Here is a 21,939-nt window from a genome sequence, read left to right on the forward strand (position 1 = left end):
GAGCACACGAAAGAGCTAGGGCCGTGTCTCCAGGAGCGAGAGGCGACTCCGAGCCCGGACGACGTCCGGCGGCACCCGCTCGCGATCCACGAACGCGTGGCGCGCGACGCTCGAGAGCACCGTGAGCGGGACGTCGCGGTCGACGAGCACGTCGAGGAGCGACACGAAACGCTGCTGCGCCTGGCGGCTGAGCCCCGAGAGCGGCGGCAGCCCGTGCAGCACCCCGCGATCGAACCGCTCGATCCAGCGCAGGTAGTCCTGCGGTGTCGTGCGTGCCTCGAGGAGCGCCCCGGCCGAGAACCACACCTCGCGATCGCGCACGGCACTCGCCGTGAAACGATAGCTCCCGCTCGTCACGTCGACCGCCTCGTCCGGTGTCGGTGGCTCGAGTCCGGCCGCGCGGATCGCGTCGTCGTCGAGCGCGACGATCCAGCGCCCCGAGGCGAAGCCGGCCGAACGCTGCGCGGCGTCGGGCAGCTCGCGGGCACGGTAATCGACGCCGCCGTCGAGCGTCGTGACGATCATCGACTCGCGGATCACGGCGATGCCGGGTTCCATCAGGTGGTGGTAGACGGGCGACGGCAGCAGACCCTCGGGCGCGTAGTTCGATGTGACGAGCGTCGGGATGCGCCGCTCCGCGAGCCCGCGCAGGAGCCGCGTGAGCAGCGCGGCGCCCGCCGGATCGTGTACGTGCAGCTCGTCGAAGAAGAACCATTCGGCGCCGTCGAGGAGCGAGGTGACCGTGCCGTCGATCGCATCCCGCGCGCTCACGCGCGGCCCGAGCCGCTGCCGCAGCTCCTCGAAGAAGTCGTGGAAGTGCACGCGACGCACGCGCTCCGCGGGCACGGGAAGCGCCTCGGTCGCGGTACGCGCGAGCCAGCTCTTGCCGCGCCCCGCGGGGCCGGACACGTACAGGCCGGTCCGTCCGCCGGTATCGCCCGCCGCGAGCGCCGCGATCCGATCGAGCAGCTCGACCTGTCCGGCGTCGAGTACGAATCCCTCGTCCGCCGCCCGGGCAGTGACCGCCCGACGAGATCGGCGGTCGCGCGCGTCCTCGCGTTCAGCGCTCGGGCTCCTCACCGAACGCGAACGCACGGCCCGACACGCCCGTCGGCGTGATGCGCACGTAGTTGTACTTGAGCGTCGGGATCCACGGCCGCAGCGGCAGCTCGTCGGCGGCGGCGATCTCGCGCGAGTTCTCGATGCGGAACGCGTTGCCGCGCACGACGACGCTCCAGGCGGAGCCGTCGTCGTGGTCGTCGGCCTCGAACAGCACGTCCGAGTTGACGGTGAGTTCATAGAGCTTGCTGCCCTCGGCGGTGCGGAACACGATCGTGCGGTCGTCGACGACGAAGTTCACGGGGAAGATGTCGATGACCTCACCGACGTGCGTCACGAGGCGGCCGAGCGTCGTCCCGGCGAGGCGTTCCCAGCTCTCGTCGGCGCCGAGTTTGACCACGGGATCGTCATGATGGCTGCTCATGCTCCGATCCTCCTCCCCCGCGCGCCGCCGCGCCAGCCCCCGCGCCGCGTGCGCGCTCAGCGCGGCGACCACCCGAGCGCGGGCCCGATGCGCGTCGCGAGCTGGTGCAGGATCTGCTTCCAATCGGCGAGCTCGAGCTCGAACGGCAGCTCGAACAGGTAGTCGTCGCCGGCCCGGAACGCGGCGTCGTCCGTGATGCGCTCGACGATCTCGTCGAGCGAGCCGAGCACGTCGACCGCGATGATCGTGTTCTTCCCGTGCACGGTCTCGGTGCGCGGCGTGCGCGCCTCGGCGTAGGCGCGGTACCGCGCGACCTGTTCGGGCGTCGCCCCGTCGGTGGGCACGATGACGCGCGCGACCGCGACGCGCGCGGCCTCGCCCGCCGGGCTCGCGGCGCGGAACGCGTCGATCTGCGCGCGCTGCGCGAGGTCGAAGCGGCGCACCCCGTTCTCGGTCGTCGAGATGTTGCTCACGAGCCAGTTCAGGCCCGCTTCGCCCGCCCACTGTGCCGAGCGGAGCGATCCGCCGCCGTACCAGAGCCTGTCGGCGAGGCCCGCCGCGTGCGGCTCGACACGCTCGGAGTCGAAGTCGCCGCCGAGGCCCGCGTACGCGCCGACCTCGCGCACGCGCTCGCCACGGAGCAGGGCGCGGAATCGCTCGATGCGCCCGTAGCCGTAGTCCTCGTCGCGCCAGCCGTCGTCGAACACGACGTCGTTCTCGGCCTCGGCGTAGCGGGGCGGGTGCACGCTCAGGCCGAGCTGCAGTCGGCCGCCCGTCAGGACGTCGGCCGTCGCCGTCTCCTCCGCGAAGCGGTAGGGGTTCTCGAACTCGAGCGGCACGACGGCCGTGCCGAGTTCGAGCCGCGTCGTCACCTGCGAGAGCGCGCCGAAGAGCACGGCGGGCGACGGCAGCCCGTACTGCATGTGCCGCGTGCGCACCCACCCCGAGTCGAGGCCGAGCTCCTCGGCGTAGCGGAACAGCTCGAGCGCGTCGGCGAACCCGGCACGGGGGTCGTCGCGATCGAACGGGACGAGGTGGATGAAGCCGAGGCGTTGCAGGGGCCGGATCGAGTCGGGCACGGGGGTCCTTTCGGGAGTGGGGCACGTCGATCCTGCCGGATCGGCCGCTCGGGGACGTGTGCGCGTCGTCCTGTGACGCACTGCACCGGTCGAGGGAGTACCGTCCGAAGCAATCGTCCGCGAAGGAGTCGAAGGAGTCGTATGCCCGTCGTCAAGATCAACGCCATCGAGGTGCCCGAGGGTGCCGGTCCCGAGCTCGAGGCGCGGTTCGCCGCGCGCAAGCACGCGGTCGACTCGTCGCCCGGTTTCGAGGGCTTCCAGTTGCTGCGCCCGACCGCGGGCGAGTCGCGCTACTTCGTCGTCACGACGTGGGCGAGCGAGGAGGACTTCGTGAACTGGCGCGACGGTCGCGCGAAGGAGGCGCACGCGGGCCACGGCCAGAAGCCCGTCGCGACGGGCGCCGAGCTCCTCGAGTTCGAGGTCGTCGAGCTCTGACCCCACACGCGCGGGCCGTCCCACACTGACGCGCCCCCACCCCACCGAGTTCCGGGTGGTTTTCGGGGTTCCGGGTCGACCGGAACCCCGAAAACCGCCCGGGATTCACTCGTCGGCGCGCGGCGTCAGGTGAAGGCCGGCACGAAGACCTCGACGCGGCGGTTCTCCTGACGGCCTGCCGGGTTGTCCGAGCCGTCCTCGTTCGCGTTCGGGGCGACGGGGCGCGTGTCGCCGTAGCCGACGGCGTCGAGCGTCGACGTCGTCCCGTTCGCCTGCAGCGCCGCGACGACCGCCGCCGCACGACGCTCCGAGAGGTCGAGGTTGTAGGCCGGGTCACCGATCGAGTCGGTGTGTCCGCCGATCTCGGCCGCGGGCACGGCGTTCTCGGTGAGCGCGCGGGACAGGCTCCGGAGCACCTCGGCCGCGTCGGACCGCACCTCGGCGCGGTCGAAGTCGAACAGCACCTCGCTCTCGAGCGAGATGATGATGCCGCACGACTCGATCGGTGCGACGGCGCCCATCGTGGGGAACGCGCCGACGCTCGGGGCCGGTTCGATCTTCTCGAACCCGTTGTACGGCACGCCGTCGATGAGCCCGGTGCCGTCACCGTAGTTGATGATCTGCAGCGTGCCGTCGCTGTAGTTGCCCGAGCCGTCACCGTGATTGACGATCGACACACCACCCTTCGTGTAGTTGCCGGAGCCGTCGCCGAACAGGACGAGCGACTCGTCGCCCGCCGTCCGGTTGCCCGCGCCGCCACCGAGGACGTTCACGCTCACGCCCGGCCCGTTGTAGGAGCCCGTGCCGTCGCCGTAGGTGACGATCTGCGTGTCGGCGGTCGCGACGGTCCCCGAGCCGTCGCCGTAGTTCACGACCTGCATGTCGGGCGTGCTCACGACGCCCGAGCCGTCGCCGTAGTTGACGACCTGGCCGTCGGGGCCCGTGACGGCACCCGAGCCGTCGCCGTAGAGGATCGTGCTGCCGTTGCTCGACTGCACCGCGCCGCTCTCGTCGCACGAGGCCGGTTCGACCGTGAGTCCCGGGTACTCGCCGATGTCCTGCGCGATGTCGACCGCGAAGCCCGCCTGCGCGGAGGTGAGAAGGCGCAGATCGGGCAGCACGAGGAGCGGGACTGGCGGGAACTCGCCGACGTCGTAGCCCGGCACGACCGGGAACTGCGGCGTCGGTTCGCTCGTCTCCGTCGCGGCTGGCGCGGCATCGGCCGGCGCGGAGTCACCGGGGAAGAGGCTGCATCCCGAGAGCGCCAGCAGGGCGAGGCTCGCGGTGATCGCCGCGCCGGCTCGGCCGGGCGTGACGGGGGTGGGACGGTGACGGGTGCGGACGGACATCGGACTCCTCTGCTCGGTGCCGTGCGGCGTGCGTGCCGGCTCGGAGCGAGCGTAGCGATCCCTGAGAACGCATCGACATGGGGGTATCCGGGTGGTTTCCGGGGTTCCGGGGCACCCGGAATCCCCGATTCCGCCCGGAACGCGGGCGTCGACGGTGCGTGTGGTGGGGACGCGGCGGCAGGATTCGAACCTGCGGATAACGGGCTATGAGACCGTCCCCTTCGACCACTTGGGTACGCCGCGTGATGCCCCGAGGGTGACGCACGACCTTGGGAATCCGTGGGAGCGTGACGGTGTGTGACAGGCACGACCCGGACAGGGCGTGGCCTGACGGGCACGACCCGGACGCAGCGGCCCGGGCGAAGCGGCACGGACCGCCCGTCAGACGGCTCGGCCGGCCTCGGGCACGTGGCCCTCGTAGAGGCCCGTCGACAGGTAGCGTTCGCCGCCGTCGGGGAACACGGTCACGATCGTGCGGCCCTCGTACTCGGGACGCCGCGCGAGCTCGCCCGCCGCGAGGAGCGCGGCGCCGGAGGAGATGCCGACGAGCAGGCCGTGGCTGCGCGCGAGGCCGCGGGCGGCGGCGTACGCGTCGGCGCCCGGCACGGCGAGGATCTCGTCGACGACGTCGAGGTCGAGGACGGGCGGGATGCCGTTGCCGCCGACGATGCCCTGGATGAGGTGCGGGTGGAACTCGCCCCCGCTCAGCACGGGTGCCTCGGCGGGCTCGACCGCGACGACGTGCAGTCCGGGCTTCTGCTCCTTCAGGTAGCTCCCGGCGCCCGTCACCGTGCCGCCCGTGCCCGCGGTCGCGACGAACGCGTCGACGTCGCCGTCGGTGTCCCGCCAGATCTCGGGGCCGGTCGTGTCGTGGTGGGTGGCGGGGTTCGCGGGGTTGCCGCCCTGGCCGGAGAGGAACGCGCTCGGGTCGGCCTCGACGATCGCGTTCGCGCGCTGGTTCGCGCCCGCCATCGCGTCGACGCCCGGGGTGAGCTGGATCTCGGCTCCGAGCGCCTCGAGCAGGCCGCGGCGTTCGAGCGACACGTCGTCGGGCAGGCAGATGATGACGCGGTAGCCGAGCGCGACGCCGATCCAGGCGAGCGCGATGCCCGTGTTGCCGCTCGAGGCCTCGACGATCGTGCCGCCGGGGCGCAGGCGCCCGTCGGCCTCGGCGGCGCGCACGATCGCGAGCGCCGTGCGGTCCTTCACGCTCGACGCGGGGTTGAAGTACTCGAGCTTCGCGAGCACCCGGCCGCGGGCGTCGGGGATCGCGCTCGTGACGTCGAGGAGCGGGGTGTCGCCGACGAGTTCGGCGAGGGTGGCGGCGATGCGGGGCACGGTGGATCCTCTCGGTGGGGCGTCAGTCGGCTCGGCCCGGCAGGGTGTCGAGCGCGTCGGCGAGGCGGTCGACGGTCTCGACGGCGATCGGTTCGGGCGTCGCGATGTTGAGGCGAAGGTATCCCGTGAACGCGTCGCCGCAGTAGCGGCCGTCGGTCGCGGCGAGGTTCGCGTGGCGTCGCAGGAACGGCCCGAGCCGGCGGTCGCCGACGATGTCGCGCAGGTCGAGCCATGCGAGGTAGGTCGCCTGGGGACGGTCGATGCGCGCGGCGGGGATGCGTTCGGTGACGCGCTCGACGAGCACGTCGCGCAGGTGCGCGAGGCGGGCGACGAGGTCGTCGAGCCACGCGCCGCCCTCGCGGTAGGCGGCCGTCGAGGCGGTCATGCCGAGCAGTGACGTCTCGTGTTCGGTCCACAGCCCGACGCCGTGCCACGCGTCGAGGTCGTCCGGGTTCGTGAAGATCGTCTGGGCCGCCTTGAGGCCCGGGATGTTCCATGCCTTCGACGCGCTCGTCGCGGTCACCGTGTGGCGTGCCGTGGTCTCGGAGAGCGAGGCGAAGGGCACGTGCACGGCGCCGTCGTAGCGGATCGGCGCGTGTACCTCGTCGGCCCAGACGCGCGCGTCGTGCCGTTCGACGAGGGCCGCGAGCGCGCGCAGTTCGTCGCGCGTGTGGACGGTGCCGGTCGGGTTCGCGGGGTTCGTGAGGACGACGAGGCCGGCCCCGTCGTCGAGGGCGCGTCCGATGCCGTCGAGATCGAGTTGCCACCTGCCGTCGTCGCCGCGGTGGCCGGGCACCTGGACGACGCGGCGGCCGAGGTCGGCGGGCAGTCGGAGGAACGGCATGTAGTTCGGGGTCGGCACGACGACCGCCGAGCCGGGACGGGTGAGGTGCGCGATCGCGAAGCGCAGGCTCGCGAGGACGTCGGGGACGATCCCGACGCTCGCCTCGTCGACGTGCCAGTCGTATCGATCGGCGAACCAGTCGCGCGCGGCGCGCGCGAGCTCCTGCCGGTGGTGCCGGGCGGGGTAGCCGAAATCGCCGCGCTCGGCGTGCTCGCGCACGACGCGAGTGACGGCGGGCGCCGTGCCGAAGTCGGCCTCGGCGATGAACGAGCCGATGGCGCCCGGGTACGTGGTCCACTTCGACAGCCCGGTGGCCCGCAGGCGTGCGATCTCCCGTTCCACGACCGCGGGGTCGGGTCGTCGGGCACGATCGGGCATGCGCCCACTCTGCCCGATGCGCTCGGGGCGTGGGGTTTCATGAGCTTCCATGACGGTGCCCGGTCGCGGCGCTCGTGCGCACGTTCCGTCCGCCGGGCGAGCGCGCGATCAGGCCCGGGGCCTCGTCGGCGCGTCCAGCAGCGGCGTGAGCACGCGATCCCAGAGCGCCTCGCGATCGCGGCGGAAGAAGCCCATGTGCCCGATCGCGCGTTCGCCGATCGCGGCGGGGTCGATGCGGTGCCGTTGCTGGGGTGCGTTCGCGTAGAAGCGCGCGAGGTGTGCCGTCGCGGTCTCGGGGATCGTCTCGTCGTCGGTGAACGTCACGATGTCGAGCGGCGTCGTGACCGCCGCGTAGGTGGCGGCGTGCTCGGGCAGGACGCCGACGAGGTAGTCGGGGTGCCGGCCCCAGCGGATCCACTGGCGGATGACGCCGGGCGGCAGGTCGTCGAAGAGCCGGTAGCGACGTCCCGGGAAGTAGCCGTGCAGGCGCGTGAGGGTGAGCGCGATCGCGTACCAGAACAGCAGCGCCCGGACGCGGTGGATGCCGGTCGTCGGGTGCCACGAGCCCGTGCCGCTGCCGATGAGGATCGCCCGGTCGAGGGTCTCGTGCGGCGCGAACGCGATGAGCTGCCCGCCGAGGCTGTGCCCGATCCACGTGATCGGCGTCTCGGGCGATTCGGCGCGCAGGTGTGCGAGCACGCGCCCCGCGTCGGAGGCCCAGTCGAGCTGATCGGCGCGGACGTCCCGGATCGGGCCGTCCGCCGAGGCGCCGTAGCCCTGGTAGTCGAACGTGACGCACGTGCGGCCCGTGGACGCGATCCACTGCGCGAGCGGTGCGTAGTAGCTCGCGCGGGTCGCGATCGCCGCGGCGACGAGGACGATGCCGCGCGACGCTCCGGCCGGATCGAAGCGGGTCGCGACGATGCGCTCGCCGTTCGCCGCCTCGATCGTGAACCGTCGCGCGTCGACGTCGTCCGTGCGCGTCACAGGTCCTTGAGGTCCTTCCGCAGCACCTTGCCGACGTTCGACTTGGGCAGCTCGTCGCGGAACACGATCTCGCGCGGCCGCTTGTAGCCCGTGAGCTGCGTCTTGAGGTGGGCGCGCACCTCGTCCTCCGTGAGGGACGCGTCACGGCGCACGACGAAGAGCTTCGGCACCTCGCCCGAGTGCTCGTTCGGGATGCCGATGCAGCCGGCCTCGAGCACGCCGGGGTGGAGCATCGCGGCGTCCTCGATCTCGCTCGGGTACACGTTGAATCCCGAGACGACGATCATCTCCTTCTTGCGGTCGACGATCGTGAGGTAGCCGTCCTCGTCGATCGTCGCGATGTCGCCCGTGCGCAGCCAGCCGCCGTCGGCGAAGATCTCGGCCGTCGCGTCGGGCCGGTTCCAGTACTCGCGCATGACCTGCGGGCCGCGCACGACGAGCTCGCCGGCCTCGCCCGTGGGCAGCCGGTTGCCGTCCTCGTCGCGGATCTCGACCTCGGTCGAGGGCAGCGGGATGCCGATCGTGCCGAGGCGGGGCGGGAGGTGCGGCGGGTTGACCGACACGACGGGGCTCGTCTCGGTGAGTCCGTAGCCCTCGAGGATCGGGATGCCGGTGACCTCCTTCCAGCGGTCGGCGACGGCGGTGCGCACGGCCATGCCGCCCGCGAGCGCGATCTCGAGGCGCGAGAAGTCGAGCCCGCGGAATCCCTCGTTCTCGAGCAGGCCGCCCGCGAGGGTCGAGACGAGGATGATGCCGTTCGGGCGGGTCTTGCGCAGCGTGGCGACGAAGTCGTCGAGGTCGCGCGGGTTCGTGATGAGCACGGTCTCGGCGCCGAACATGAACAGCCCGAAGCAGTTCACGGTGAGCGAGAACACGTGGTACATCGGGAGGGCAGCGATCACGACGGGGTTCGGCTCGTGGAACGCGGTGCCGATGAGGCCGACGATCTGTTCCTGGTTCGCGAGCAGGTTGCGGTGCGTGAGCACGGCCGCCTTCGGGCCGCCGGTCGTGCCGCCCGTGTACTGCAGGAACGCGATGTCGTCGGCGTGCGGGGTCGGCAGCTGCGGGTGGCCGGTGGGCTCGGCGACCATGTGGCGGTACGGGATCGCGTTCGGCAGCGAGAACGGCGGCTCCATGCGCTTGATGCGCCGGGCGACGAAGTTCACGAGTGTGCGCCGCGGGCCGGGCAGCAGATCGCCGGGGCGGGTGAGGATGACGTGCTCGATGGAGGAGCCGGGCAGCACGCGCTCGAGCTTGTCGGCGAACATGCCGAGCACGACGAACGCCCTGGGCTTCGCGTCCTCGACGACGCGGCGGATCTCCGCCTCCGTGTAGAGCGGGTTGATGTTGACGACCGCGAGGCCGGCCTTGAGCGCCCCGAAGATCGCGACGGGGTACTGCAGGAGGTTCGGCATCTGCAGGGCGATGCGGTCGCCCGGTTCGAGTCCGAGCGCGACGAGGTTCTTCGCGAAGCGGTCGCTCAGGCGCTCGATGTCGGTGAAGCTCAGCGTGCCGCCGAGGTTGGAGAACGCGGGGCGGTCGCCGTGGAGGCGGGCGGCCCGGCGGACCATGTCGCCGATCGATTCGTCGGTCGGGTCGCCGAGATCTGCGGCAATCCCCTCGGCGTAGAAACGCAGCCAGGGTCGGTCGTGTGTGCTGGGTGGTGTTTCGCTCATGCGTCCTCGAATGTGCGCCCGGCGTCGTTTGCCACGGGTCCTGGAGCAGTGTGCCCGGGCGGGCGGGCGATCGTGTGGATGTTGTTCGGACCGACCAGGAACGCTGCGCCCGTCGTCCGAGGATTTTGTCGACCTGGTGTCACGCGTACTGTTCGGCGAGGCGACGTGCCGCATCGACGTAGCCGCCACGGAACAGGTGCACGTGCATGATGACGATGCCGAGTTCGTGGAGCGCGACGCGCTCGCGCCACCCGTCGGCGAACGGGGACGCCTCGTCGTAGGCGGCGTAGATGTCGTCGAGGTGCGGGTAGCCGAACACGCTGAGCGTGCCGAGGTCGGTCTCGGCGTGGCCGCCGTGGGCCATCGGATCGATGAGTGCCGCCCCGGTGGGGCCGCCGTCCGCGAGCACGTTGCCGGTCCAGAGGTCGCCGTGGCAGCGGGCGACCGCGTGCCGCGCGTCGGCGACGAGCCGGGGTTGCGGGGCGTCGAGTTCGCCGCGTTCGAGTCGAGCCGCGAGTCGTTCGTAGAGCTGCGCATCGGCGGTGTCGATCACGGCGTCGTCGACGAGTCGGCGGGAGAACGCGAGGATGCGCTCGTTCGCGTAGAACGTGCCCCAATCGGCCGCGGCCGTGGCGCGGTCGGTGACGAGCGGCGTGCGCGAGCGCCCCACCCACGCGGGCCCCGACCATCCCTCGGGCGGGCTCCCCCACCACGGCGCCCCGGCCGCGTGGGTGTGGGCGAGTGCGGCGCCGAACGCGCGTGCCGCGGCGACGGGGAACGGTCCCTCGTCGATGCGCTCGATCTCGAGGTGGTGCGCGTCGACCGTGACGACCGCGGCGACGCGGGCACCCCCGGCGGGCTGCGCGGCGGCGAGCCAGCGGAGCCCGGCCGCCTCACCACGCGGGTTGTCGCTCGGGGAGGTCGCGGTCTTCGTGACGGTGGCCGTCATCGCGCCCCGTCGGCGTCGGTGCGCCGGAGGCCGGCACCGTCCCGCTCGCTGTCCGGATCGCCCCCGAACAGCTCGTCGCGGTAGTTGGTGACGCGGACGGTGCGCAGGGTCGCCATGTCCTCGTCGGAGATCTCGAAGTCGACGTCGGCGTTCTCGCGCATGTGGTCCGGGTCGGTGCTCTTCGGGAGGGCGACGGTGCCGAGCTGCAGGGTGTAGCGGATGCACAGCCTCGGCACGCTCACGCCGTACCGTTCGGCCATGTCGACGAGGTCGGGGTCGCGCAGGATCGCGCCGTGCCCGATGGGTGAGTAGGACTCGACGAGGATGTTGCGCCGCTCGCACTCGGCGATGAGCTCGGTGGGCGTGTTGCCGACGTGCACGAGGATCTGGTTGACCTGCGGGGTGACCGTCGCGCCCTCCTGCACGTTGTCGAGGTCGCGCTGCTCGAAGTTCGAGACGCCGATCGAGCGGAGCAGGCCGTCCGCGTACGCCTCCTCGAGCGCGCGCCACGCGGCGCGGTTGCCGTCGGCGTATTCGCCGCCGCGGAAGTCGTCCCAGGGTTGCGGGCTGTGGATGAGCATGAGGTCGATGCGGTCGAGCCCGAGCGCGTCGAGCGAGCCGCGGATCGCGGCGACCGCGCTGTCGTGGTCCTTGATGCTCGCGTCGAGCTTGGTGGTGACGAACAGTTCGTCGCGCGGCACGCCGCTCGCGCGGATGCCCTCGCCGACGCCGCGCTCGTTGCCGTAGGCCTGTGCCGTGTCGATGGAGCGGTAGCCGATCGCGATGGCGTCCTGGACGGCCTGCGAGGCGGCGGCGTCGTCGATCATCCACGTGCCGAAGCCGAGCCTGGGGATGGTGACGCCGTTCGAGAGGGTCGCGGTCTCGTCGAGGATCATGCGCGTGTCCGTTCTGTGTCGGTGTGTCGCGTCGTGGTGTCGTGGTGTCGTGATCGGGCCGCGGTCGTGGCGGCCGTGGGTCGGTCGCGGGGCTCAGGGCACCGTGTGGCCGGCGGCGCGCACGAGGCCGTACCACTCGGCTCGGGTGAGCGGCAGGTCCGTTCCCGCAGCCGCCTCGACGACGCGTTCGGGCGTCGTGGTGCCGAGCACGACCTGGATGCCTGCGGGGTGGCGGGTGATCCAGGCGGTCGCGATCCCGGTCGGCGTGACGTCGTACTTCGCCGCGAGGCGGTCGAGTTCGGCGTTGAGTTCGGGATAGTCGGGCGAGCCGAGGAAGACGCCGTCGAACAGGCCCTTCTGGAACGGCGACCACGCCTGCAGCGTGATGCCGTTCGCGCGGGCGTGGTCGACGATGCCGCCGCCGTCGCGCGTGATCGCGTCGTCGCTGCTCGCGATGTTCGCCGCGAGGCCCTGTTCGATGATGTTCGCGTGGGTGATCGAGAGTTGGATCTGGTTCGCGACGATGGGCTGCTCCACGGCCGTGCGCAGCAGGTCGATCTGGCGGGGTGTGTGGTTCGAGACGCCGAAGGCGCGCACCTTGCCGCTCGATTCGAGGTGGTCGAAGGCGCGGGCGACCTCCTCGGGCTCGACGAGCGCATCGGGCCGGTGCAGGAGGAGCACGTCGAGGTAGTCGGTGTCGAGGGCGACGAGCGATTCCTCGGTGGAGGCGACGATGTGCTCGAACGAGTGGTCGTAGTGCCACGGCTCGGGCACGATGCCGGTCTTCGTCTGGAGGACGATCTCGGCTCGCTCGGCGGGCGAGAGGCCGAGTGCCGAGGAGAAGCGCCGCTCGCAGAAGTGTCGCCCGCCGCCGGGCACGTCGAAGCCGTAGAGGTCGGCGTGGTCGAACAGGTCGATGCCCGCATCGCGCGCCGTCTCGTAGAGGGTGCGGATGTGCTCGTCCGTTGCGGTCGCGATGCGCATCATGCCCGCGGCGATGTTCGAGGTGCGGAGCCCGGCCGGGCCGAGTGGGACGGTGCGCATGTTCCTCCTGCGTGACGCGTGGCGGCGCGGCGGCGGGCTCGTCCCGTCGCCGCCCGCACGACGTTAGGGCGTCCGGGCGTGCGCGAGGTGTGAGGCGGCTCGGTTGAGCGCATCGGGGCGGTGGGCCCGCCACGGAGTCGCGGGGCCGCGGGGCCACGGGGCCACGGGCGCGTCCCGCCGATAGCCTGGACGGGCATCGTGCACAGCGGCGTGGCTGATGTCGCGTTTCGCCGATGGCCCGCCCTCGGCACCGGTTCGACGGAGGACCCCACGATGACGACCCCCAACGACGGCAGAATCCGTCCCGCTGACGGCACCGGTTGGCACGTCGCCCGCCGGTACGCCGAACGCCCCGCGACACCGTGGGCGAACGGCCTCGGCGCGACGACCGAACTCCTCGGCGCCGACGAATCCACGGCCCTCTCCCCCGCGGGCTGTCCCGCGTGGCGCGTGAGCGTCGCGACGCTCGACCGGCCGGCGGCGTTCTCGGCGCTCCCGGGCATGCGTCGCGTCTTCGTTCCGATCGGCGGACGGGTCGTGCTCACGGTCGACGACATCCCCCACGAGATCGCCGACGGTGAGCCGTTCGCGTTCGACGGCGGCGCGGATGTGACGCTCACCGCACTCGAGCGGCCGTGCCGTGCCGTCAACCTGATGGCGGCGGGTGCGGGAGTTTCGTTGACGGTCGGGCCGCCACCCCCTGCTGACGTTGCGGAGGTGCTCGCCCTGGTTGCGCTTACCGACGGGGATGGCGTCTCACAGTTCGATCTGCTGTTGCCCGGTGGGGAATGCACCACGAGCGTGCTGCCGCAGCGAGCGGCAAGGATCGCCGTGTCGAGCTGACACCGCTTCGTTGATGCGGGCTACGGCAACGACGAGTAGCGATCATCGCATTCGGCACACTTCGGGAGGACTTCGTGATCACGCGTCGGAACGAAGAAGATTCCGCAGAGCGAGCGGATGCCTTTGCCCTCAACACTCGCATGCGCGATATTGCGTCGATGGGAGTAGTGGGTGAGCGCATTCGGAACCGAGACGTCCAGTTCGTCGGCCTCGACAAACGAACGGAGCGCGTGAATTCGAGCCCGGATCCAATCGATGCCGGACGCCGGTGCCAAGATTCCGCCACCGACATCCCAGCCCGTCTCCCGAGGATCGATCGAGATGATGATCCGTCTCGTGGCCGTCCAACCGAGGCTCGATCCGAGGTGTGCGGAAGCGAGATGCACCTCGAGGAGAAGCTCTTCTCTCCGACCCGCGTCTTCCGAGGTGGTCTCGACCGTGATCGTTGCGTCGCCGATCGCGGCTTCGTCCGCTTTCGGATGCGGAATCGTGAACATGCGTTCGCCACCGTCGATGATCGCTTCGAGCTCGCGACATACCGCCGTTTGGAGAGCGAGTTCCCACTCGGCCATGAGCGCGGCGGCGCGTTCACGTCGAAGCTGGCGTTGATCGGTCTCCGTCGGCAGCCAGTCCGACGTCGCTCCGGATGCATCCGCGCGCTTGATGCGCTGGTAGAAGTCGTCGTGATCTCGGTGCCCACCCTTTGCGACTCCGGCAGCGACGAGCCACGGCTGTCCCGTGGCCTCGTCGATCCAGACGGCTCCGCGCCATCGGCTCTGCTTGACCTCCAGCAGTTGCACCGTGTGACTGCTGCGGATCGCCCCTTCGTGGAGATCATTCGCGGGATCCGGACCAAAGCTGTCCGCTGTCTTCCGAACGATCGGATGATCGAATTCACACAGGGGCGACCACGCGTCCCAGCCGGCGCCGGCGGTCGGCACGCCGAGGTCTTCGCTGATCGTTCTGAGCGTGGGGCGCCCGCGGCGTGGGGAAGTCACGATGCCATTGTGCGCGAATGGCAGCGGATTCTCGACACGCGCGCGACGCGCGCCCACGAGAAGAATCAGAGCAGGTCGGCGAGTTCGTCGAGTGCGTCGTTCTCGATGCGCTGACGATGCGCGAACTTCTCGGCGAGTTCACGTCGTTCCTGCTGTCGCTGCGTCTCGAATTTGGCGATTTCGACACCGGGGATTCGGCGATCACGACCGACGCGGTCGTGGCCGATCACGCCTCTGTCGAGCAGCTTGTAGATGTGGGTTCGGCTCATGCCGAGTCGCTCCGCTGCCTCGCTCGGGGTATAGATGTCCGTCAGCGCGAATGCGGAGATCTGCGCGCCGGCGCGCACGGACACGGTGAGCGCGTGCACGAGATCGAGCATCTCGGGTGAGATCTCTGCCGCGGCATCCTCGAGCTGATCGAACTGCTCGATGGGGACGCGGGAGGTATCGATGGACGACATGGTGGCGGCTCCTCCGACGATGGCACACCGCAAGGCAGATGCAGCAGATGACTCAAATGTCACAGATGACACTACGGGTGCCGTGTCCTCAAGTCAACTCGGCCCCTGGCCACGCGCCGACCACCTCGGTGACACGGTGCCGAGACGAGGCACTTCGTTCGCGCTCGCTCCCGCCCCCACGGTTCGGCTGTGCGTGCCCTTCGTCCGTCGCCCATGCATACGACGCACTATCCCGTTCTCGAGCTCCGGCGCCCGATCGGAGGGCTGGACGTGCTGTCCCGCCCGAACGTCGATTGTCGGCCTGCAACGCGGCGTGGCCGGGAGCGGAGGCGATCAGCGGCCCCAGGAACGGCGGGCACCCGGAACCGGACCGAGACGTGCGCTCACCCGACATCGGCAATGTCGGTACCGTGGCCCACAATGGAGCCATGCCCGCCGTTGCTCGAACCCTGCGACTCACGCAGCTCAAGGAGGCCGACGCGGCCTGGCGCCTTCTGGACGCCGATTCCGCGCCCGTCGTCGCCGGGCTGCTCGGACACCATCTCGGTGGCGACGAGCGTCGCGTCGACGCGGAGGAGTTCTACGAACGGCTCGACGCCGATCTCGAGCGACTGCGCGATCAGGGGCTGACGCTGCCGCTCAGCGCCAAAGGCTATTGCGCGCAGTGGCGCGCGGCAGGCTTCCTTACCAGGCGAGCCTCCGTCGAGTCCCGCGGGGAGACGCTCGAGCTTTCCCCCGACGCGATCGTGGCGATCCGTTTCATCGAGGGTCGCGCCGCGCCACGATCGAGTGCGACGGAGTCGCGACTCGCGAGTCTCGCGGCACAGGTGCGCCGGCTCGCCATCGACACTGATCCCGATACGGCCACCCGCATCGCCCTGCTGGAAGAGGAGATCGAGCGCATCGAGCGTCGCATCCGGGCACTGCAAGCCGGTGACGAGGCTCCCCTCGACGAGAGCCGAGTGCTCGAACGCGTGCGGGACCTGCTCGCGCAAGCGGCCGATGTGCCCGACGATTTCGCGCGGGTGCGCGCCGACTTCGAGGCCCTCAACACCGCGCTCCGGCAGAAGATCGTCGAGTCCGACGCCGCGCAGGCGACCGTCGTCGACGAGGTGTTCCGGGGTGTCGACCACATCGCCGAGTCGGAGGCGGGGCGGAGTTTCGGGGCGCTGTCGCAGCTCGTGCTCGATCCAGCGCTCGGTGCCGCGTTCGAGGCCGATGTCCGTCGAGTGCTCGACCGCGGCTTCGCTCGGCGACTGAGCCCTGCCGAGCGTCGACTGCTCCGCTCGTTCCTGACGACGCTGAAGGCTCGCAGCGCCGAGATCCACGACGTCATCACCGTCTTCGCCCGTGCCCTTCGTCGCTACGTTCAGTCCCACGACTACCAGCAGGATCGCGTGCTGCGCTCGCTGCTTCGGGATGCGCAGCACGCGGGTGTCCAGGCGTCGCCGCACATCCGTCCATGGCATCCGATCGGACTGTCCCTCGATCTGTCGGCCGTGGAGCTCTCGACGGTGGGCGCGCTCGAACTCGATGATCCGGCCGAGTTCGCGGCGACCGACGAGGTGACTGCGGCCGTGGTCACCGTCGCAGACCTCGACGAGCTGCGCGCCCTCGCGCGCGAGACCGAGATCGACTTCGACGAGCTCACCCGCAATGTGAACGACGTCCTCTCGCAGCTCCCGAGCTGCACGGTCGCCGAGGTGCTGGCGCATCATCCGGCCACGCAGGGGGTCGCGAGCGTCATCGGCCTGCTCACACTCGCCGCCGCCCAGGGCACCGTCGACGACGAGCTCGAATCGGTGGCGTGGACGAGTACCGCGGGCGTCCCGCGGGCAGCCGTGATCCCCGCCCATCGCTTCACCGGGGAGGTGACATGACGACCGTGCAGGACGGCGATGCGGGTGACGCACGCGAGCCGCTGTGGCCCGGCGATGCGGGCACGCTCCCCGACCCCACTCGCAGGGTGCTGTTGCGGCTCGTGCGCGGCCCGTACCTCTCGGGGGCCCGCGAGCCGCAACTCTGGGCGGCGCTGCTCACTGACGAGTCGCCGATCCGCGAGCGCCTCGCCGAGCTCTTCCTCGATCTCGTGGTCGATCCGACGAACGAGTTCGCGTTCGTGCGCAACGCTCCGTCCGAGCAGGCACCCAACGCCGTGCGCTCTGAGCGGCTGACCTTTCTCGACACGGCGATGCTGCTCGTGCTGCGGCACACCCTGTTGAGCGAGGAGGGGCGCGGTCGCGTGATCGTCGGGCAGGCCGACGTGTTCGAGCAGCTCGCCGTGTACCGCACGCCCGATCGGGACGAGAAGGACTTCGCAGCGCGTCTGAACTCGTCGTGGCACAAGATGCACAACAAACTCCGCGTCCTGCACAGGGCCGGTGAGGATCGGGCCGAGATATCGCCCGTGCTGCGGCTCATCGTCGATGCCGATCAGGTGCGCGCGATCACCGCCGAGTTCGAGCGCATCGCCCGCGAGGGGTCATCGGCAGGAACGTACGATGTGGAGCCGGCCGAGTCGGTGGAACCGGCCGAGGAGGACGAGGCGTGACGGTGCTGGAGCTGTTCGAGGACACGAGCGGCGGGCCCGCGCACGCCGGGCAGTGGCGCCTCGCGCGCATTGAGCTCGTCAACTGGGGAACCTTCTCGGGGCACACGACGATCGAGGTCGCGCGCGAGGGGCACCTGTTCACGGGAACGTCCGGTTCGGGGAAGTCCTCGATCCTCGACGCGATCGCCGCCGTTCTCACGCCGGATCGCTGGCTGCGCCTCAACGCCGCCGCACAGGAGGGAATGGCACGGCAGGGCGACCGCACGCTCATGTCGTATGTGCGCGGGGCGTGGAGCAAGACCGCCGACGCGAACGCCGACAGGGCCGTCACCGCCTTCCTGCGTGGCAGGGCGAGCTGGAGCGGGGTCCTGTTGCGCTACGAGAACCTCAGCGACGATCCGCTCTCACTCGTGCGCGTCTTCCATGCCCCCGGCACGCGCACCGATGCGGCGGCCCTCAAGGATGCGCGCGTGCTCGTGCGCGGCGAGTTCGGGCTCATGCAGCTCAAGGGCCACGTCGCGAGCGGCATCGATGCGCGGCGGATGACGGCGGCGCTGCCGGATGCGCTCGTCACCACGGGTGGCAAGCACGGCCGGTTCCACGAGCGGGTCGTGCGGCTGTTCGGGTTCCGCGGCGACACGAGCCTCCAGTTGCTGCACCGGACGCAGTCCGCGAAGAACCTCGGCACCCTCGACGCTCTGTTCCGCGGCTTCATGCTGGATCACCCCGGCACCTTCGCGCGGGCCGAGAACGCGGTCGAGCAGTTCACCGAGCTGGATCTCGCGCACTCCCACGTCGTCGATCTCCGGCGCCAGGCCGATGCGCTTCGCGAGGTCGACGCCGCGATCACGGCGTTCGATGCGGCGAGCGCCGAGGCGGCCGTGGCGGCCGCCCGGCACGATGCGGTCGACGCCTACACGGCCGCCCTGACCCTGCGGATCGCCCGGGGTGAGCTCGCCCCGGCTCGTGCGGCATTCGCGCGCGCCGAGGCGGCCCTGCGTGATGCGGACCGCGAGCACGAGCTCGCGAACTCCGCGCGCGACAGCGCACGTGCCCGGCTGCACCAGGAGGGCGGCGCGCGCGTCGACTTGCTCGCTGCGCAGATCGCGACCGCGCGGGCGGAACAGCGCGGCGTCGCGAACGAACGAGCTCGCCTGGCCGTCGAGTTGGTGCGGCTCGGGGCGCCCGTCCCGACGGATGCGGCAGAGTTCGCGGATCTGCTCGCGACCGCGCGGGCCGAGGCCGCGCGTGAGCTCACGCCCGTGCCGCACGCGCTCTATGACGCGCGCAGCACGGCCCGCACGGAGCGTGAGGAGACCACCCGGCTCATCGCAGCGGTTCGCGAGAGCCGGACGAACCTCCCTCCGCGCCTGCTCGCGGTGCGTGCGATGCTCGCCCGGCGTCTCGGGCTGCCCGAGACCGCGCTCCCGTTCGCGGCCGAGTTGCTGTCGGTCGTGCCCGAGCACGCCGCGTGGCGTGGCGCGATCGAACGGGTGCTCGCACCGCTCGCGACGACCCTGCTGGTGCGCGACGAGCAGTTGGCGACGGTGCGCCGGGAGGCCGACAGCCAGTATCTGGGGGTGCGTTTCGTGATCGAGGCGGTGCCGCACACGGCCGAGGCCGCCCGACGGCCGCGCGATGCGCGTTCGCTCGTGCATCGCGTCGTTCCGACGGAGGGCCCCTTCGCCGGGTTTCTGCGGATGCGCCTCGCGGCCGAGTACGACTACGCGTGCGTCGACGACCCGGACGAGCTCGCGAGCGTCGACCGTGGCGTGACGGTCACCGGCCTCGTGAAGCGCTCCACGCGACGCTACGAGAAGGACGACCGTTCGGAGGTCGGCGATGTGACGCGCTGGATGCTCGGCGGTGACCTCGACGACCGCATGACGGCGCTCCTGGAGCGGCTCGGCGAGCAGAAGGCCGCGCTCGCCGCCGCGACCGATGCGGTCGAGCGTGCCGAGGCGGAGCGCGCGGACGCCGCCGAACGACGCGGCATCTGTGCCCGGGTGGCCGGGTTCTCGTGGGATCACGTCGACACGAGCGCAGCCGCGGCCGCGGTCGACGCGCGCGAGGCCGAGCTCGCGCGTCTCACGGCGGCCTCCTCGACGCTCCGCGACGCGCAGGACGCGCTCGAACGCGCGACGGACCGCGCGACCACCAGCGACGAGGCGCGCGGCGCGGCACACGGTGAGCGCACGCTCGCCGCGGACCGGGTGCAGCGGATCGAGCAGCGGATCGCCGAGCTGAGCGCGGTTGCCGTCGAGCCCATCGACGATGCGACGAGCACGGAGTTGGAGCGGCGGTTCCGGGCGGAGCAGCGGTCGCTGACCTCGGCCAACGTCGATGCGGTCGCCCGCAGGGTGCAGGCCGAGCTCTCGCGTGAGCGGGATGCAGCGGGCAGGCGCGTGCAGCGGGCGGCCGAGGCGTTCGCGGGCGGTGCGGCCTCCTTCGCGGCGGCATGGCCCGCGGCCTGCGCGGATCTCACCCTCGAGATCGGCGATCGCTACGGCTATCGCGAACGGCTCGAGGGCATCGTGGCGCGGGGACTGCCCGAGAAGGAGGGCGAGTTCCTCGCACTCCTCCGCGATCGCTCTCGCGATCTCATCGCCCACCTGCTGGGCGATCTCCGCGACGCGCCCGCGCTCGTCCGGGAGCGGATCCTGCCGGTCAACGCGTCCCTCGGTCGCTCACCGTTCGAGGCGGACGACCTGTTCCTCGAGATCGAGGTGAAGACGATGCGGACGAGCGAGGTCGAGCAGTTCCTCGCGGATCTGCGCCGCATCGTGGAAGGGAACTGGGCCGACGAGTCGTTGCCCGCGGCCGAAGAGCGCTTCGGCGTCCTCCAGCGCGTGATCAGCCGGCTCGGATCGAAGGACCGGACGGACCAGGACTGGCGGCGTCGCGTGCTTGACACGCGGCTGCACGTCACCTTCCTCGCCCGGGAGCGCTCGGCGACGGGACGCGTCGGGCGCGTCTACGACTCCTCGGAGGGGCTCTCCGGCGGGCAGCGCCAGAAGCTCGTCGTGTTCTGCCTGGCCGCGGCCCTGCGCTATCAGCTCACCGAGGAGGAGGACGAGGTGCCCCGTTTCGGCACCGTTGTGCTCGATGAGGCATTCGCGAACGCGGACAGTGCGTTCACCCGGAACGCGATGGATGTCTTCAAGACGTTCGGGTTCCACATGGTGTTGGCCACCCCGCTGAAACTCCTGCAAACGCTGGAACCGTACGTCGGCGCGATCACCTCGGTGTCGAATCCGAACAGAAGCGCCTCACGGATCGCCACCGTCGGCTTCGGCGCGCTTCCCGATGCGACGTCGGCACCCGGTGGGGCCGCGACATGAGCGCCCCCGTGAGCGTGGATCGTCTTCGCGAGCGTGCGCGGCGATTGCTGCTGCGGGATGGGAACTCGTGGGCGGCGACGGGGGACGAGGCGGCGCTGCTCGAGCTTCCGCTGCATCCGCCGAGTGAGCGAGCGGCGCTGGCTGACCCGACTGCGGCGCGCGCGTGGACCGATTCGTGGCTCCGTGCCGCGAGTGAGCTGCCGATCGAGGTGTCGTGGATTTCGCGCAACTGGGCGCGGCTCGGCGCGCAAGAGCTCCCCGAGCGGGTGGTCGTGCGCGGGCCTGGGCGCATCGCCGCGGTGGCCGGTACCGCCCAAGCTCACGATTGGCTCGCATTGCGGGACCGCTTGCTCGCGCTGCGCGAGCTCATCGGGCCCGGCGACGATGTCGTGCTCGCGCTGCGATCGCACGCCCGGACGATCGCTGCGCTGTCCTCCACCGATGTGGAGCGGCTGCACGGCGTGTTGCGCTGGTTGCGGGACAATCCGGCATCGGGTCGCGCAGTGCGGGAGCTGCCGATTCGCGGCGTGCACACGAAGTGGATCGAGGCGCGCCGCGGCCTCGTCGAGGCTCTGCACCGGCTGATGTCGAACGAGCCGGGACTCGGCCTGCGCGAGCCGACGCCGCTCGTGCGAATGCGCGTCCTCGATGAGCGCCTCGCGCCGGGGGGCCTGACGGACCTCTCGGTGCCGGTCGACGATCTCGCGGCGCTCCCGCTGCGCCCCGAGCGCGTGTTCGTCTTCGAGAACCTGGCGTCCGTGTTGGCGATGCCGCCCGTCCCCGGGGCGGTCGTGCTCGATGGCGGTGGTCACCGGGTGCACCTCATCGCGCGGCTGCCGTGGGCCCAGGAGGTCACCTACTGGGGCGACCTCGATTCGCACGGATTCGCGATCCTGCACCGGCTGCGTGCACTCGGCGTGCGGTCGACGTCGGCGCTGATGGACACCGAGACGCTGCTGGCGCACCGCGACCTATGGGTGGCCGAGGACTCCCCGAGCATCGCCGCGTTGCCGCTGCTCACGGGTGAGGAGGAGGCGACCCTTCGTCGGCTGGGCTCCGAGGGGAACGTCCGGCTCGAGCAGGAGCGCATCCCGTGGCCGTACGCGCTCGCCCGCCTCGGGATCGCGTGAGTGGTGGCCCGTCCTCGTCGTGGGCCGGCTCGCTGCTGATGGTCATGGCGTCCGTCGGATTCGGGAGAGTAACTCTCCGCATTGCCGATTCATGAGCCCGAGCGTTCCGCCGATGGTCGATGTCACCGAGCACCGCCGCTGCCGGCGCTACCCGCGA

Annotated in this window: 19 protein-coding genes and 1 tRNA gene; 6 read left to right on the top strand and 14 right to left on the bottom strand. The window is 71.1% G+C overall.

The features are described 5' to 3' along the window. Positions 1 to 15: 15 nt before the first annotated feature. From zapE to HNR16_RS11385, 3 genes are read right to left on the bottom strand one after another with little or no spacing between them, the layout of a single operon-like run. The gene (zapE, locus tag HNR16_RS11375) at positions 16 to 1,080 is read right to left on the bottom strand and encodes an AFG1/ZapE family ATPase (protein WP_179558220.1); all 1,065 of its coding nucleotides are present in this window, start codon (positions 1,078 to 1,080) and stop codon (positions 16 to 18) included. Beyond that, on the bottom strand, positions 1,061 to 1,483 hold the full coding sequence (locus HNR16_RS11380; protein ID WP_158039831.1) for a pyridoxamine 5'-phosphate oxidase family protein: 423 nt from the start codon (positions 1,481 to 1,483) through the stop codon (positions 1,061 to 1,063). Before HNR16_RS11380 ends, zapE begins: the two co-directional genes overlap by 20 nt. 56 nt (positions 1,484 to 1,539) lie before the next feature. Further along, complete coding sequence (locus HNR16_RS11385) at positions 1,540 to 2,562, bottom strand: LLM class flavin-dependent oxidoreductase (protein ID WP_158039832.1); 1,023 nt, start codon at positions 2,560 to 2,562, stop codon at positions 1,540 to 1,542. Positions 2,563 to 2,703: 141 nt separating this feature from the next. Here HNR16_RS11385 and HNR16_RS11390 point away from each other — a divergent pair, with 141 nt between their 5' ends. Beyond that, a complete protein-coding gene (locus HNR16_RS11390; RefSeq protein WP_158039833.1) occupies positions 2,704 to 2,997 on the top strand; it encodes an antibiotic biosynthesis monooxygenase family protein in 294 nt (97 codons plus the stop codon). Positions 2,998 to 3,122: 125 nt separating this feature from the next. On the opposite strand, the gene HNR16_RS18315 is transcribed toward HNR16_RS11390, so the two are convergent. From HNR16_RS18315 to HNR16_RS11435, 9 genes are all read right to left on the bottom strand, one after another. Next, complete coding sequence (locus HNR16_RS18315) at positions 3,123 to 4,346, bottom strand: OmpA family protein (RefSeq protein ID WP_158039834.1); 1,224 nt, start codon at positions 4,344 to 4,346, stop codon at positions 3,123 to 3,125. Between the two features lie 169 nt (positions 4,347 to 4,515). Beyond that, positions 4,516 to 4,589: transfer RNA gene (locus HNR16_RS11400), tRNA-Met, on the bottom strand. Between the two features lie 138 nt (positions 4,590 to 4,727). After that, entirely contained in the window at positions 4,728 to 5,684 is a 957-nt protein-coding gene (gene cysK, locus HNR16_RS11405) for a cysteine synthase A (protein WP_158039835.1), read from the bottom strand. A gap of 22 nt (positions 5,685 to 5,706) precedes the next feature. Beyond that, complete coding sequence (locus HNR16_RS11410) at positions 5,707 to 6,906, bottom strand: MalY/PatB family protein (protein WP_158039836.1); 1,200 nt, start codon at positions 6,904 to 6,906, stop codon at positions 5,707 to 5,709. A 108-nt stretch (positions 6,907 to 7,014) separates the two neighbouring features. Then, entirely contained in the window at positions 7,015 to 7,893 is an 879-nt protein-coding gene (locus HNR16_RS11415) for an alpha/beta hydrolase family protein (RefSeq protein WP_158039837.1), read from the bottom strand. Continuing rightward, a complete protein-coding gene (locus HNR16_RS11420) occupies positions 7,890 to 9,569 on the bottom strand; it encodes an AMP-binding protein (protein WP_158039838.1) in 1,680 nt (559 codons plus the stop codon). Before HNR16_RS11420 ends, HNR16_RS11415 begins: the two co-directional genes overlap by 4 nt. A 139-nt stretch (positions 9,570 to 9,708) precedes the next feature. Then, positions 9,709 to 10,518 carry a fructosamine kinase family protein gene (locus HNR16_RS11425; RefSeq protein WP_158039839.1) on the bottom strand — a complete coding sequence of 270 codons (810 nt, stop codon included), beginning with the start codon at positions 10,516 to 10,518 and terminating at the stop codon, positions 9,709 to 9,711. Further along, positions 10,515 to 11,414, bottom strand: coding sequence for an aldo/keto reductase (locus tag HNR16_RS11430; RefSeq protein ID WP_158039840.1), 900 nt, complete (start codon positions 11,412 to 11,414; stop codon positions 10,515 to 10,517). Before HNR16_RS11430 ends, HNR16_RS11425 begins: the two co-directional genes overlap by 4 nt. A gap of 93 nt (positions 11,415 to 11,507) precedes the next feature. Continuing rightward, complete coding sequence (locus tag HNR16_RS11435) at positions 11,508 to 12,458, bottom strand: aldo/keto reductase (protein ID WP_158039841.1); 951 nt, start codon at positions 12,456 to 12,458, stop codon at positions 11,508 to 11,510. A gap of 273 nt (positions 12,459 to 12,731) precedes the next feature. Here HNR16_RS11435 and HNR16_RS11440 point away from each other — a divergent pair, with 273 nt between their 5' ends. After that, positions 12,732 to 13,301 (top strand): HutD family protein, encoded by a 570-nt coding sequence (locus HNR16_RS11440; RefSeq protein ID WP_158039842.1) that lies wholly within the window; start codon positions 12,732 to 12,734, stop codon positions 13,299 to 13,301. 20 nt (positions 13,302 to 13,321) lie between these two features. On the opposite strand, the gene HNR16_RS18855 is transcribed toward HNR16_RS11440, so the two are convergent. Together HNR16_RS18855 and HNR16_RS11450 are read right to left on the bottom strand one after the other, a co-directional pair. Then, positions 13,322 to 14,356 (bottom strand): DUF3039 domain-containing protein, encoded by a 1,035-nt coding sequence (locus HNR16_RS18855; protein ID WP_158039843.1) that lies wholly within the window; start codon positions 14,354 to 14,356, stop codon positions 13,322 to 13,324. 8 nt (positions 14,357 to 14,364) lie between these two features. Then, a complete protein-coding gene (locus HNR16_RS11450; protein ID WP_158039844.1) occupies positions 14,365 to 14,760 on the bottom strand; it encodes a helix-turn-helix domain-containing protein in 396 nt (131 codons plus the stop codon). Between the two features lie 428 nt (positions 14,761 to 15,188). On the opposite strand from HNR16_RS11450, the gene HNR16_RS11455 reads away from it, so the two are divergent. Genes HNR16_RS11455 through HNR16_RS11470 form a run of 4 tightly spaced genes read left to right on the top strand, consistent with a single transcriptional unit; the run spans position 15,189 to position 21,782 of the window. After that, the gene (locus HNR16_RS11455) at positions 15,189 to 16,640 is read left to right on the top strand and encodes a DUF3375 domain-containing protein (RefSeq protein ID WP_158039845.1); all 1,452 of its coding nucleotides are present in this window, start codon (positions 15,189 to 15,191) and stop codon (positions 16,638 to 16,640) included. After that, complete coding sequence (locus HNR16_RS11460) at positions 16,637 to 17,311, top strand: DUF4194 domain-containing protein (RefSeq protein ID WP_158039846.1); 675 nt, start codon at positions 16,637 to 16,639, stop codon at positions 17,309 to 17,311. The genes HNR16_RS11455 and HNR16_RS11460 overlap by 4 nt, the downstream gene beginning before the upstream one ends. Continuing rightward, positions 17,308 to 20,652 (top strand): ATP-binding protein, encoded by a 3,345-nt coding sequence (locus HNR16_RS11465; RefSeq protein WP_158039847.1) that lies wholly within the window; start codon positions 17,308 to 17,310, stop codon positions 20,650 to 20,652. The genes HNR16_RS11460 and HNR16_RS11465 overlap by 4 nt, the downstream gene beginning before the upstream one ends. Further along, the gene (locus HNR16_RS11470; RefSeq protein ID WP_158039848.1) at positions 20,649 to 21,782 is read left to right on the top strand and encodes a Wadjet anti-phage system protein JetD domain-containing protein; all 1,134 of its coding nucleotides are present in this window, start codon (positions 20,649 to 20,651) and stop codon (positions 21,780 to 21,782) included. The genes HNR16_RS11465 and HNR16_RS11470 overlap by 4 nt, the downstream gene beginning before the upstream one ends. Positions 21,783 to 21,939 lie beyond the last annotated feature (157 nt).

This window comes from Pseudoclavibacter chungangensis (assembly GCF_013410545.1).
Lineage (GTDB): Bacteria > Actinomycetota > Actinomycetes > Actinomycetales > Microbacteriaceae > Pseudoclavibacter > Pseudoclavibacter chungangensis.

Excerpts from the sequence above, each read along its gene's own strand:
- HNR16_RS11435 (WP_158039841.1), bottom strand. The coding sequence starts at position 12,458 with ATGCGCACCGTCCCACTCGGCCCGGCCGGGCTCCGCACCTCGAACATC.
- HNR16_RS11450 (WP_158039844.1), bottom strand. The coding sequence starts at position 14,760 with ATGTCGTCCATCGATACCTCCCGCGTCCCCATCGAGCAGTTCGATCAG.
- HNR16_RS11420 (WP_158039838.1), bottom strand. The coding sequence starts at position 9,569 with ATGAGCGAAACACCACCCAGCACACACGACCGACCCTGGCTGCGTTTC.
- HNR16_RS11430 (WP_158039840.1), bottom strand. The coding sequence starts at position 11,414 with ATGATCCTCGACGAGACCGCGACCCTCTCGAACGGCGTCACCATCCCC.
- HNR16_RS11380 (WP_158039831.1), bottom strand. The coding sequence starts at position 1,483 with ATGAGCAGCCATCATGACGATCCCGTGGTCAAACTCGGCGCCGACGAG.
- HNR16_RS11470 (WP_158039848.1), top strand. The coding sequence starts at position 20,649 with ATGAGCGCCCCCGTGAGCGTGGATCGTCTTCGCGAGCGTGCGCGGCGA.
- HNR16_RS11460 (WP_158039846.1), top strand. The coding sequence starts at position 16,637 with ATGACGACCGTGCAGGACGGCGATGCGGGTGACGCACGCGAGCCGCTG.
- HNR16_RS11455 (WP_158039845.1), top strand. The coding sequence starts at position 15,189 with ATGCCCGCCGTTGCTCGAACCCTGCGACTCACGCAGCTCAAGGAGGCC.
- HNR16_RS11425 (WP_158039839.1), bottom strand. The coding sequence starts at position 10,518 with ATGACGGCCACCGTCACGAAGACCGCGACCTCCCCGAGCGACAACCCG.
- HNR16_RS11440 (WP_158039842.1), top strand. The coding sequence starts at position 12,732 with ATGACGACCCCCAACGACGGCAGAATCCGTCCCGCTGACGGCACCGGT.
- HNR16_RS11390 (WP_158039833.1), top strand. The coding sequence starts at position 2,704 with ATGCCCGTCGTCAAGATCAACGCCATCGAGGTGCCCGAGGGTGCCGGT.
- HNR16_RS18315 (WP_158039834.1), bottom strand. The coding sequence starts at position 4,346 with ATGTCCGTCCGCACCCGTCACCGTCCCACCCCCGTCACGCCCGGCCGA.
- HNR16_RS11410 (WP_158039836.1), bottom strand. The coding sequence starts at position 6,906 with ATGCCCGATCGTGCCCGACGACCCGACCCCGCGGTCGTGGAACGGGAG.